We start from the raw sequence: 11,755 nt of genomic DNA, 5'->3' as shown, positions 1-11,755 counted from the left end.
GGCGTGCGCCGCGACCCAGAGCGGGCCGGTCGCCCCGGCGCGCGCCTGGTCGAGCGCTTCGGTGTTGGTCGAGCCGAGGCGGTCGTGGACGTGAAGGCGATGCCCGACGGCGCGCGCGCCGTCGCCGAGACGGAAGTCCAAGGCGCTAGAACAGCGACTTGGCCGCCGCGCCCGCAGCCCCGACGAGCGGTGCCGGCAGCAGCCAGAACAGGATCACGACGACGCTCGACAGGGCGAGCACGATGCGCAGGCCCGGGGCCATCGCCTCGTAGGGCGCCTTGGCCTCGTCGAAGTACATGATCTTGACCACGCGGATGTAATAGTACGCCCCGACCACGCTGGTGACCACGCCGACGACGGCGAGCGCCACGAGGTTGGCCTGGATCGCGGCGGCGAACACGTAGAACTTGCCGAAGAACCCGGCGAGCGGCGGGATGCCGGCCAGCGAGAACATCATCATCGCCAGGCAGAACGCGATCCACGGATGGGTGCGCGAGAGGCCGGACAGGTCCTCGATCGTCTCGAACATCTCGTTCCGGCGGCGCAGGCTCAGGATGATGGCGAAGGCGCCGAGCGTCATCGCGAGGTAGATGATCATGTAGACCACCACGCCGCGGATGCCCTCCTCGGTGCCCGCCGCCAACCCGATCAGGGCGTAGCCGACGTTGCCGATCGACGAGTAGGCCATCAGGCGCTTGAGGCTGCGCTGGCCGATGGCGGCGAAGGAGCCCAGCGTCATCGAGGCGATGGCGATGAACACGATGATCTGCTGCCAGATCGCGGTGACGTCGGGGAACGCGCCGATGAAGACGCGGACCGTCATCGCCATCGCCGCCATCTTCGGGGCGGAGGCGAAGAACGCCGTCACCGGCGTCGGAGAACCCTCGTAGACGTCCGGCGTCCACATGTGGAACGGCACCGCCGCCAGCTTGAACGAGACGCCGGCCGCGACGAACACGATGCCGAGCACGATGCCGAAGCCGGCATCCTCGTGGAGCGCCGAGACGATACCGGGGAAGGACACGGTGCCGGTGAAGCCGTAGACCAGCGAGGCGCCGTAGAGCAGCATGCCCGAGGAAAGCGCGCCGAGGACGAAGTACTTCAGGCCGGCTTCGGTGGACTTCAGGTCGTCGCGGTGGAACGCGGCGATGACGTAGGCGGCGAGCGACTGCAGCTCGAGGCCGAGATAGAGCGCGATCAGGTCGTTGGCCGAGACCATGACCAGCATGCCGATCGTGCACAGCACGATCAGGATCGGGAACTCGAACCGGTCGATCTTCTCGCGCTGGAAGTAGTCGCGCGACAGCAGGATCGTCGCGGCGGAACCCAGCAGCACCAGGGCCTTCATCACCTTCGAGAAGCCGTCCTGGATGAAGCTGCCGGACAGCGTCGTCACCTTGGTGCCGGGCGCCTGCGACATCACCACGAACAGGGCGACGAGCAGCAGCGCGAGGGCGCCGACGTTGATGGTCTCGACGGAGCGCTCGCCGCGGAACGCGCCGTAGAGGATCAGCACCATCACGCCGACGCCGAGGATCAGCTCGGGCAGCAGCGGGGTGAGCGAGGGCAGGACGGTCTGCACGGTCTGGACGGTCGGCATCTCTGGCCCTGCCTTCAGCGCGCGAGGGGCAGCGCGGCGGCCGCGGTCTGCGTGTTCGAGAGGGCGGCCTTCATGCTCGTCATCAACGCCTCGGTGGAGGGGGCGAAGACGTCGAGGATCGGGGCCGGGTGGACGCCGTAGTAGATCGTCAGCGCGACGAGCGGCGCGAGGATCAGCTTTTCACGGTTGTCGAGATCGAGGATGCCCTGGAGGTTGGGCTTCTCGAGCTTGCCGTAGATCACCCGCGCGTAGAGCCACAGGGCGTAGCCGGCCGACAGGATGATGCCGAAGACCGAAAAGAACGCCACCGTCGGGTTCGCCTTGAAGGCGCCCATCATCGCCAGGAACTCGCCGACGAAGCCGGAGGTGCCGGGCAGGCCGACATTGGCCATGGTGAACACCATCATCGCCACGGCGTAGAGCGGCATCCGCTTCACGAGGCCGCCATAGGCCGCGATCTCGCGGGTGTGCATCCGGTCGTAGACCACGCCGACCCCGAGGAAGAGCGCGCCCGAGACGATGCCGTGCGAGATCATGAGGAACAGCGCGCCCTGGATGCCCTGTTCGTTGAGGGTGAACAGGCCGAGCGTGACGAAGCCCATATGCGCCACCGACGAGTAGGCGATGAGCTTCTTGATGTCGGTCTGCATCAGGGCGGTGAGCGAGGTGAAGATGATCGCGATCACCGACAGCGCGAAGACCAGCGGCGCGAAGGTGTGGCTCGCATCCGGCAGCATCGGCAGCGAGATCCGGATGAAGCCGTAGCCGCCCATCTTGAGCAGGATGCCGGCCAGGATCACCGAGCCGGCGGTGGGCGCCTCGACGTGCGCGTCGGGGAGCCAGGTGTGCACCGGCCACATCGGCATCTTCACCGCGAAGCTCGCGAAGAAGGCCAGCCACAGCCACCATTGCATGCTCACGGGGAAGCGGGTCTGCAACAGGGTCGGGATGTCGGTCGTGCCGGCCTGCCAGTACATCGCCATGATGGCGAGCAGCATCAGCACCGAGCCGAGCAGGGTGTAGAGGAAGAACTTGAAGCTGGCGTAGATGCGCCGCTTGCCGCCCCAGATGCCGATGATGAGGAACATCGGGATCAGGCCGGCCTCGAAGAACAGGTAGAACAGCACCAGGTCGAGCGCCTGGAAGACGCCGATCATCGTCGTCTCGAGCACGAGGAAGGCGACGAAGTACTCCTTCACGCGGGTGCCGATCGCGTGCCACGAGGCGCCGACGCAGAACGGCATCAGGAACGTCGTCAGCAGCACGAGCGGCATCGAGAAGCCGTCGACGCCGAGCTTGAACCGGATCGTCTCGGCGAGCCACGCGTGGCTCTCGACGAGCTGGAAGCTCGCCGAGGTCGCGTCGTACCGGTTCCAGGCGACGAGCGAGAGCAGGAAGGTGACGACCGTGGTCGCGAGCGCCGCCCAGCGGGCGTTCTTCGCGACGGCCTTCTCGTCGCCCGACAAGGTCAGGATGAAGGCCGCGCCGCAGAGCGGCACGATCAGCAGGCCGGAGAGGATGCCGAGACCGAACATCTAGCGAAGGCTCCAAACGATGGGATTCGCGCTCGGACGGCACGACGCAGCCCCCTCTCCCGTGCGGGAGAGGGTTGGGGTGAGGGATGAGGACGTGCCGGAGAGGTCACGCCCCTCACCCTGTCCCTCTCCCACTGGGAGAGGGGACCCGCGCAAGGGCCGGATGCGATGCTGAGCGACGACCATCGTCAGTGCCCCCCGGGCTTCGGAAGGCCGGCCATCAGGTACCAGCTCAGGATGCCCGCGACGCCGATCAGCATCACGAAGGCGTAGTGGTAGACGTAGCCGGTCTGGAAGCGGACGACGCCGCGGGTCACGTCGACGACGCGGGCCGCGATCCCGTCCGGGCCGGCGCCGTCGATGGCGCGGCCGTCGACCTGCCGCCACAGGAACAGGCCGAAATCCTTGGCCGGACGCACGAAGATCCGGTCGTAGATCTCGTCGACGTACCACTTGTTGAGCAGGAACCGGTACAGGGCCGGCTGCTGGGCGGCGAGCGCGCCCGGCAGCTTCGGCCGGCGGATGTACATGATGAAGGCCAGCACGAACCCGAGCAGCAGCATGATGAACGGCGCGTAGGAGACCAGCGCGGGCACGTGGTGGATGTCGTGCATGATGTGGTTGTCGGGCCCGTGCGCCAGGGCGTGGCCCCAGAACGCCTCCATGCCCTCGCCGATGAAGCGATCCTTGAAGATCAGGCCGGCGAACAGCGCGCCGAAGGCGAGGATGCCGAGGGGGATCGTCATCACCAGCGGGGATTCGTGTGGCGTGTGATCGCCGTGATGGCCGTGCCCGTGGTGGTCGTCGGCGACGAGGTCGCTCTTGTGCGCCGGCTCGATGTCGTGGCCGTGGTCGTCGTGCGCCACGCCCTCGGTGTGGCCCGGCGCGCCGTCGGCTTCGACGGCCTGAGACGCATGCGCGACGGCCGGCGTCGCGTGGTCGTCGTGATGGGCGTGCGCGCCCCAGCGCGCCGGCCCCTCGAAGGTGAGGAAGAACAGGCGCCAGGAATAGAACGAGGTGAAGAACGCCGCGATCACGGTCGCCATGAAGGCCAGCGTGTGCCCGGGCCGCGTCGAGGCGTAGGCCGCCTCGATGATCGCATCCTTCGAGTAGTAGCCGGCGGTGAAGGGGAAGCCGATGAGCGCCAGCGTACCGATCGCCATCATCGCGGTGGTGAACGGGATGTAGCGGCGCAAGTCGCCCATGTTCCGCATGTCCTGCTCGTGGTGCATCGCGTGGATGACCGAGCCGGCGCCGAGGAACAGCAGCGCCTTGAAGAAGGCGTGGGTGAACAGGTGGAAGATGCCGGCGGAGTACGCGCCGACGCCGAGCGCGACGAACATATAGCCGAGCTGCGAGCAGGTCGAGTACGCGATCACGCGCTTGATGTCGTTCTGCACCAGGCCGACCGTGGCGGCGAAGAAGGCGGTGATGCCGCCGATGACCGTGACGAACACGAGGGCGTCGGGCGCGAGCTCGAACAGCGGCGACAGGCGCGCCACCATGAACACACCGGCCGTCACCATGGTCGCGGCATGGATCAGCGCCGAGACCGGGGTCGGGCCTTCCATCGCATCCGGCAGCCAGGTGTGCAGCAGGAACTGCGCCGACTTGCCCATCGCGCCCATGAACAGCAGCAGGCAGGTCAGCGTCAGCGCGTGCCAATCCTGGCCGAGGAAGTGGAAATGCGCGTCCTTGAGCTCGTTCACCCGCGGGAAGATGCCGTCGAAGGCGACCGAGCCGAACAGCACGAAGACGAGGAAGATGCCGAGCGAGAAGCCGAAATCGCCGACGCGGTTGACGATGAAGGCCTTCATCGCGGCGGCGTTCGCCGAGGGCTTCTCGTACCAGAACCCGATCAGCAGGTAGGAGGCGAGGCCGACGCCCTCCCAGCCGAAGAACATCTGCACGAGGTTGTCGGCCGTCACCAGCATCAGCATGGCGAAGGTGAACAGCGACAGGTAGGCGAAGAAGCGCGGCCGGTGCGGATCCTCCTCCATGTAGCCGACGGAGTAGAGGTGCACGAGGGTCGAGACGGTGGTGACGACGACGAGCATCACCCGCGTCAGCGTGTCGATGCGGAAGGCCCAGTCGACGGTGAGGTCGCCGGCCGTGAACCAGGTCGCGACCTGCACCCGCGTGGCGTGGTCGCCCTCGATGAACACGCCCCAGGACAGCAGCGCCGAGAAGGCGAGGCAGGCGGTGGTGACGTACTCGCAGACCCGCGCGCCGATGAAGCGCCCGAACAGCCCGGCGATGAGGGCGCCGATGAGCGGGAAGAAGACGATCGCGTGATACATCGTGCGGTCCGGCCTCGCAGGGCGGCGGGTTTCTGGCGGAAGGGCGTCGCGGGGTGAGCCGCTCAGCCCTTCATCATGCTGATGTCCTCGACCGCGATGGAGCCGCGGTTGCGGAAGAACACCACGAGGATGGCGAGCCCGATCGCGGCCTCGGCCGCGGCGACCGTTAGCACGAACAGGGCGAAGACCTGGCCGGTGATGTCGTTCAGGTGGGTCGAGAAGGCGACGAAGTTGATGTTCACCGCGAGCAAGATCAGCTCGATCGACATCAGGATGACGATGACGTTCTTGCGGTTGATGAAGATCCCCAGCACGCCGAGCGTGAACAGGATCGCGGCGACCGTGAGGTAGTGGCTGAGGCCGATCATCGTGCTGTCTCCGCCCAGGTCTTCAGGGTCGCCCAAGCCGTCCGGGTCTCGGCCATCAGACCTCGACGCCCTGGCGGGAGGGCACCTTGCGGGTCTCGACCGCGTCGCCTTGCGTGCGCGCGTTCTGCAGCGCGATGTTCTGGCGCTTGACGCCGGGGCGATCGCGCAGGGTCAGCACGATCGCGCCGATCATCGCGACGAGCAGGATCAGGCCGGCGATCTGGAAGAAGTAGACGTATTCCGTGTAGAGCACCCGGCCGAGGATCACCGTGTTGCTGGTGTGCTCGCCCGCCGCCACGTTGCCGAGCGGCGCCTGCACCAGGCCGGGATCGATCGTCCACGAGCCGACGACGAGCAGAAGCTCGATCAGGAACACCGCGCCGATCATCGCGCCGACCGGGAGATACTGCTGGAACCCCTGCCGGAGCTGGGCGAAGTCCACGTCGAGCATCATCACGACGAACAGGAACAGCACCGCGACCGCGCCGACGTAGACGACGACCAGGATCATCGCCAGGAACTCGGCGCCCATCAGCACGAACAGGCCGGCGGCGTTCACGAAGGCGAGAATCAGGAACAGCACCGAGGCGATGGGATTGCGGGACGCGATCACCATGAAGCCCGAGGCGATGGTGAGGCCCGCGAAGAGGTAGAAGAAGGCGGCGGCTGCAGTCATGCGCTTGTCGGGATCGGCCGCCGGAGCGGCCCCTTCTGCCTCATGAGAAAACGGTCCGCAAAAACGGTCCGGACCCGGCCGGCCGTCTATAGAACCCGCTCCCGCGCCGCACAACCCGCGGCGCTGAGGGACGGGGCGGGGATGTCAGCGGTAGGGGGCGTCCATCGCGAGGTTTCGCGCGATCTCGCGCTCCCAGCGGTCGCCGTTCAGCAGCAGCTTCTCCTTGTCGTAGAGCAGCTCCTCGCGGGTCTCGACCGAGAACTCGAAGTTCGGCCCCTCGACGATGGCATCGACCGGGCAGGCCTCCTGGCACATGCCGCAATAGATGCACTTCACCATGTCGAGGTCGTAGCGGGTGGTGCGCCGAGTGCCGTCGTTGCGGCGGGGTCCCGCCTCGATGGTAATGGCCTGCGCCGGGCAGATCGCCTCGCACAGCTTGCACGCGATGCAGCGCTCCTCGCCGTTCGGATAGCGGCGCAGGGCGTGCTCGCCGCGGAAGCGCGGGCCGCGATGGCCCATCTCGAAGGGGTAGTTGATCGTCGCCTTCGGCTTGAAGAAATACTTCATCGCGAGGACGAACCCCGAGGCGAACTCCTTCAGCAGAAGGCCCTTGGCGACCTGATCGAGCTTCATGCCGCGATCTCCGATTTCTGGGTGAGGCTCAGGCGCGAATTCACTCAGGCACCTGGAGCGAGGCCGGTCAGCTTGAGCACGAAGGCGACGACCACGACCGAGACGAGCGAGAGCGGAAGGAAGACCTTCCAGCCGAGCCGCATGAGCTGGTCGTAGCGGTAGCGCGGGACCATGGCCTTCACCATGGCGATCATGAAGAACAGGAAGCTGGCCTTCAGCGCGAACCAGATCAGCCCCGGCACCCAGGTGAAGGGCGCGAACGGGATCGGCGAGAGCCAGCCGCCGAGGAACAACACCGTGCCGAGCGCGCACATGGTCATGATCGCCACGTACTCGCCGAGCATGAACAGCAGGTACGGCGTCGAGGAGTACTCGACCATGTAGCCCGCCACGAGCTCCGATTCGGCCTCCGGCAGGTCGAAGGGGGGGCGGTTCGTCTCGGCCAGCGCGGAGATGAAGAACACCACGAACATCGGGAACAGCCACAGCCAGTACCAGCCGAGGATGCCGAGCGAGGTGTCCTGCGCGATGACGATCTTCGAGAGGTTGAGCGAGCCGGCGCAGAGCAGCACGCAGATGATCACGAAGCCGAGCGAGACCTCGTAGGAGATCATCTGTGCCGCCGAGCGGAGCGCGCCGAGGAACGCGTATTTCGAGTTCGAGGCCCAGCCGCCCATCAGCACGCCGTACACGCCCAGGCTGGAAATCGCGAAGATGTAGGTCATGCCGACGTTGATGTCGGCGAGCGCCCAGCCCTCCGCGAGCGGGATCACGGCCCAGGCCGCGAGCGCGAGCGTCGCGAAGACCAGCGGCGCCAGCAGGAACAGCGCCTTGTTGGCGCCGGCGGGAATCACCGGCTCCTTCAGCACGAACTTCAGCAGGTCGGCGAAGGACTGGAACAGACCGAACGGCCCGACCACGTTCGGGCCGCGGCGCAGCTGCACCGCCGCCCAGATCTTGCGGTCGGCCAGCAGCGCGTAGGCGATGAAGACGAGCAGGCACGCCAGCAGCAGGAAGCTCTTCAGCGCCAGCAGCAGCACGAGGCCGACGGTTTCCCAGGGTGTCATGGCGGACCCTTACTCGGCGGCTTCGAGGGCGCGCCCGCGGGCGAGGCTCGAACATTCGGCGAGCACGCGCGAGGCGCGCGCGATCGGATTGGTGAGGTAGAAGTCGAGCACCGGCGAGGCGAAGGCGGCCTTGGCCATCGTGCCGCCGAGGCCGGCCAAACGATCGACCGCCGCCACCGTGTCGCCCGACTCGACGCTGCCGATGGCGGCCAGGTGCGGGTGTTCGGCGTAGAGCGCACGGCGCAGGGCCACCAGCGAATCGTAGGGCAGGCGGTGGCCGAGCACGTCGGAGAGCGCGCGCAGGATCGCCCAGTCCTCGCGGGCGTCGCCCGGCGGGAAGCCGGCGCGGTTGGCCTGCTGCACCCGGCCCTCCAGGTTGACGTAGGTCGCGCTCTTCTCGGTGTAGGCGGCGCCGGGCAGCACCACGTCGGCGCGCGAGGCGCCGCGGTCGCCGTGGGTGCCCTGGTAGATCACGAAGGCGCCGGCCCCGACCGTGCATTCGTCGGCGCCAAGGTTGAACACCACGTCCAGCGCGCCCGGCGCGATCATGCCGGAAAAGTCGAGGCCGCCCTCCCCCGGCACGAAACCGAGGTCGAGCGCGCCGACCCGGGCGGCGGCGGTGTGCAGCACGCCGAACCCGTTCCACTCCGCCGTGACGGCACCGACGTCCTTGGCGAGCGCCGCGGCTGCGGCGATCACCGCCGGGTCGGCGAGCGCCGCACCGCCGACGATCACCAGCGGGCGCTCGGCGCCCTTCAGGATCTCGAGGAAGCTGTGCTCGCCCTTGGCCAGGGCCGCCAGGGTGTCGGTGCCGGCGCCGAGATAGGTGTGGGGATAGGTGAGGTCGGTGTCCTCGCCGATCAGGCCGACCGCGAGCCGCCCCATCCGCCAGCGCTTGCGGATGCGGACGTTGAGGAGCGACGCCTCGGTCCGCGGGTTGGCGCCGACGAGCAGGATCGCGTCCGCCGCCTCGATGCCGGGGATGGTCGGGTTGAAGACGTAGGACGCCCGGCCCCAGGCCGGATCGAGCCGCTCGCCGCCCTGGCGGCAATCGAGGTTGGCCACGCCGAGCGCGGTCATCAGACCCTTGAGCGCGAAGATCTCCTCGACGCCCGCCAGATCCCCGACCAGAGCGCCGACGCGCTTGGGGTCGGCGCCCTTCACCTTGGCGGCGATCGCGGCGAAGGCCTCACCCCAGGAGGCGGGGCGCAGGCGGCCGTTCTCGCGCAGGTACGGCCGGTCGAGGCGCTGGACGCGTAGGCCGTCCACGGGATGGCGGGTCTTGTCGGAGATCCACTCCTCGTTGATGTCCTCGTTGACCCGCGGCTCGATCTGCATGACCTCGCGGCCGCGGGCGTCGACGCGGATCGCCGAGCCGACCGCATCCATCACGTCGACCGATTCGGTCTTCGACAGCTCCCAGGGGCGGATGTTGTAGCTCTGAGGCTTGGGCACGAGGGCGCCCACGGGGCAGAGGTCGGCGACGTTGCCCTGAAGCTCCGAGCCCATCGCCTGCTCGAGATAGCTCGTGATCTCCATGTCCTCGCCGCGGCCGATCGCGCCGAGGTCCGGCACGCCGGCGACCTCGGCGAGGAAGCGCACGCAGCGCGTGCAGTGGATGCAGCGGTTCATCGCCGTCCGCACCAGCGGGCCGATGTACTTTTCCTCGACCGCGCGCTTGTTCTCGCCGTAGCGGGTCGAGTCGACGCCGTAGGCCATCGCCTGGTCCTGCAGGTCGCAATGGCCGCCCTGGTCGCAGATCGGGCAATCGAGCGGGTGGTTGATGAGGAGGAACTCCATCACCCCCTCGCGCGCCTTCTTCGTCTGGCCGGAGCGCGTCAGCACCTCGGGCGGCTCGCCGTTCGGGCCGGGGCGGCAATCCTTCACCGCGTAGGCACAGGAGGCCACGGGCTTGGGCGCACCCTTCAGCTCGACCAGGCACATCCGGCAATTGCCGGCGATCGACAGCCGCTCATGGAAGCAGAAGCGCGGGATTTCCGCGCCGGCCATCTCGCAGGCCTGCAGCAGGGTGTATTCGGCGGGAACATCGACCTCGATGCCGTCGACGAGGATTTTGGTCATGCGTTCATCTCAGGACTGAGCGTCGGCAAAGGCGGTCACTCTGCGGCCATCGGCACCGCATCGGAATGCGGGTTGGCGCTGTAGCGGTCGATGCGCTTCTCGATCTCGGGGCGGAAGTGGCGGATGAGGCCTTGGATCGGCCAGGCCGCCGCGTCGCCGAGCGCGCAGATCGTGTGGCCCTCGATCTGCTTGGTGACGTCGAGCAGCATGTCGATCTCGCGCTTCTGCGCGCGCCCTTCCGCCATCCGCAGCATCACCCGCCACATCCAGCCGGTGCCCTCGCGGCAGGGCGTGCACTGGCCGCAGGACTCGTGCTTGTAGAAATACGCGATGCGGGCGATCGCCTGGACGATGTCGGTCGAGCGGTCGAGCACGATCACAGCCGCGGTGCCCAGGCCGGAGCCGAGGTTGCGCAGGGTGTCGAAGTCCATCTTGGCGTCGATGATCTGCTCGGCCGGCACCAGCGGCACCGAGGAGCCGCCGGGGATCGAGCAGAGCAGGTTGTCCCAGCCGCCGCGCATGCCGCCGCAATGCTCGTCGACGAGCTCGCGGAAGGTGATGCCTAGCTCCTCCTCGACGTTGCACGGCTTGTTGACGTGGCCGGAGACGCAGAACAGCTTGGTGCCGGTGTTGTTCTTGCCGCCGAGGCCTGCGAACCACGCGCCGCCGCGACGCAGGATCGTGCCGGCGACCGCGATCGACTCGACGTTGTTCACCGTCGTCGGGCAGCCGTAGAGGCCCATGTTGGCCGGGAACGGCGGCTTGAGCCGCGGCATCCCCTTCTTGCCCTCGAGGGATTCGAGCAGCGCCGTCTCCTCGCCGCAGATGTAGGCGCCTGCGCCGTGGTGGACGTAGATGTCGAACGGGTAGCCGTGGACGTTGTCCTGGCCGACGAGGCGGGCCGCGTAGGCTTCGTCCACCGCCCGCTGCAGCGCGTGCTTTTCGGCGACGTATTCGCCTCGGATGTAGATGTAGCAGGCATGCGCCGCCATCGCGAAGGAGGCCAGCATGCAGCCTTCGATCAGCAGGTGCGGATCGTGCCGCATGATCTCCCGGTCCTTGCAGGTGCCGGGCTCGGACTCGTCGGCGTTGACCACGAGGTAGTGCGGCCGCCCGTCCGACTTCTTGGGCATGAACGACCACTTGAGGCCGGTCGGGAAGCCGGCGCCGCCGCGGCCGCGCAGACCCGAGGCCTTCATCTCGTCGATGATCCAGTCACGGCCCATCTCGAGCAGGAATTTGGTGCCGTCCCACGCGCCGCGCTTCTGCGCGGCCTCGAGGCCGGGCGAGTGCAACCCGTAGAGGTTGGTGAAGATGCGATCCTGATCGGCCAGCATGGCTTTGGCTTTCCGTGTCTCAGGTGGCCGGATCCGACTTCGCCGGCTTCGCCGAAGGCTCTGCCGGTTTCGTCGAAGGCTCGGACGGCTTCGCGGCGGGCGCGTTCTCGCTCGCCCCGGACGCCTCCGGCTGCGGCGGCACCGCATCGCGCGGCAG

General features: G+C 67.8%; 9 protein-coding genes and 1 pseudogene. All 10 read right to left on the bottom strand.

From position 1 onward, the window contains the following. Positions 1-141 (bottom strand): annotated as a pseudogene (locus FV222_RS31035) (biotin--[acetyl-CoA-carboxylase] ligase); the annotation flags it as partial. Positions 142-145: 4 nt separating this feature from the next. Next, complete coding sequence (gene nuoN, locus FV222_RS07880) at positions 146-1,600, bottom strand: NADH-quinone oxidoreductase subunit NuoN (protein ID WP_147751038.1); 1,455 nt, start codon at positions 1,598-1,600, stop codon at positions 146-148. 14 nt (positions 1,601-1,614) lie between these two features. Then, a complete protein-coding gene (locus tag FV222_RS07875; protein ID WP_147762749.1) occupies positions 1,615-3,135 on the bottom strand; it encodes an NADH-quinone oxidoreductase subunit M in 1,521 nt (506 codons plus the stop codon). A 188-nt stretch (positions 3,136-3,323) separates the two neighbouring features. Beyond that, the gene (nuoL, locus tag FV222_RS07870; protein ID WP_147813756.1) at positions 3,324-5,435 is read right to left on the bottom strand and encodes an NADH-quinone oxidoreductase subunit L; all 2,112 of its coding nucleotides are present in this window, start codon (positions 5,433-5,435) and stop codon (positions 3,324-3,326) included. Positions 5,436-5,497: 62 nt separating this feature from the next. Beyond that, positions 5,498-5,803 carry an NADH-quinone oxidoreductase subunit NuoK gene (nuoK, locus tag FV222_RS07865; RefSeq protein WP_147751041.1) on the bottom strand — a complete coding sequence of 102 codons (306 nt, stop codon included), beginning with the start codon at positions 5,801-5,803 and terminating at the stop codon, positions 5,498-5,500. A gap of 55 nt (positions 5,804-5,858) precedes the next feature. Beyond that, positions 5,859-6,479, bottom strand: coding sequence for an NADH-quinone oxidoreductase subunit J (locus FV222_RS07860; RefSeq protein ID WP_147726107.1), 621 nt, complete (start codon positions 6,477-6,479; stop codon positions 5,859-5,861). Positions 6,480-6,623: 144 nt separating this feature from the next. Continuing rightward, the gene (nuoI, locus tag FV222_RS07855) at positions 6,624-7,112 is read right to left on the bottom strand and encodes an NADH-quinone oxidoreductase subunit NuoI (RefSeq protein ID WP_147751042.1); all 489 of its coding nucleotides are present in this window, start codon (positions 7,110-7,112) and stop codon (positions 6,624-6,626) included. A 44-nt stretch (positions 7,113-7,156) separates the two neighbouring features. After that, positions 7,157-8,179, bottom strand: coding sequence for an NADH-quinone oxidoreductase subunit NuoH (gene nuoH, locus FV222_RS07850; protein ID WP_147762747.1), 1,023 nt, complete (start codon positions 8,177-8,179; stop codon positions 7,157-7,159). 9 nt (positions 8,180-8,188) lie between these two features. Then, positions 8,189-10,261, bottom strand: a complete 2,073-nt coding sequence (gene nuoG / locus FV222_RS07845; RefSeq protein WP_147762746.1) for an NADH-quinone oxidoreductase subunit NuoG — start codon at positions 10,259-10,261, stop codon at positions 8,189-8,191. A gap of 35 nt (positions 10,262-10,296) precedes the next feature. Then, entirely contained in the window at positions 10,297-11,598 is a 1,302-nt protein-coding gene (nuoF, locus tag FV222_RS07840) for an NADH-quinone oxidoreductase subunit NuoF (RefSeq protein ID WP_147762745.1), read from the bottom strand. Positions 11,599-11,755: the final 157 nt, after the last annotated feature.

Source organism: Methylobacterium sp. WL103, from assembly GCF_008039885.1.
In the GTDB taxonomy this organism is placed as follows: Bacteria; Pseudomonadota; Alphaproteobacteria; order Rhizobiales; family Beijerinckiaceae; genus Methylobacterium; species Methylobacterium cerastii.
This window is presented reverse-complemented; position numbering and strand designations above follow the sequence as displayed.

Excerpts from the sequence above, each read along its gene's own strand:
- nuoG (WP_147762746.1), bottom strand. The coding sequence starts at position 10,261 with ATGACCAAAATCCTCGTCGACGGCATCGAGGTCGATGTTCCCGCCGAA.
- FV222_RS07875 (WP_147762749.1), bottom strand. The coding sequence starts at position 3,135 with ATGTTCGGTCTCGGCATCCTCTCCGGCCTGCTGATCGTGCCGCTCTGC.
- nuoF (WP_147762745.1), bottom strand. The coding sequence starts at position 11,598 with ATGCTGGCCGATCAGGATCGCATCTTCACCAACCTCTACGGGTTGCAC.
- nuoL (WP_147813756.1), bottom strand. The coding sequence starts at position 5,435 with ATGTATCACGCGATCGTCTTCTTCCCGCTCATCGGCGCCCTCATCGCC.
- nuoI (WP_147751042.1), bottom strand. The coding sequence starts at position 7,112 with ATGAAGCTCGATCAGGTCGCCAAGGGCCTTCTGCTGAAGGAGTTCGCC.
- FV222_RS07860 (WP_147726107.1), bottom strand. The coding sequence starts at position 6,479 with ATGACTGCAGCCGCCGCCTTCTTCTACCTCTTCGCGGGCCTCACCATC.
- nuoH (WP_147762747.1), bottom strand. The coding sequence starts at position 8,179 with ATGACACCCTGGGAAACCGTCGGCCTCGTGCTGCTGCTGGCGCTGAAG.
- nuoK (WP_147751041.1), bottom strand. The coding sequence starts at position 5,803 with ATGATCGGCCTCAGCCACTACCTCACGGTCGCCGCGATCCTGTTCACG.
- nuoN (WP_147751038.1), bottom strand. The coding sequence starts at position 1,600 with ATGCCGACCGTCCAGACCGTGCAGACCGTCCTGCCCTCGCTCACCCCG.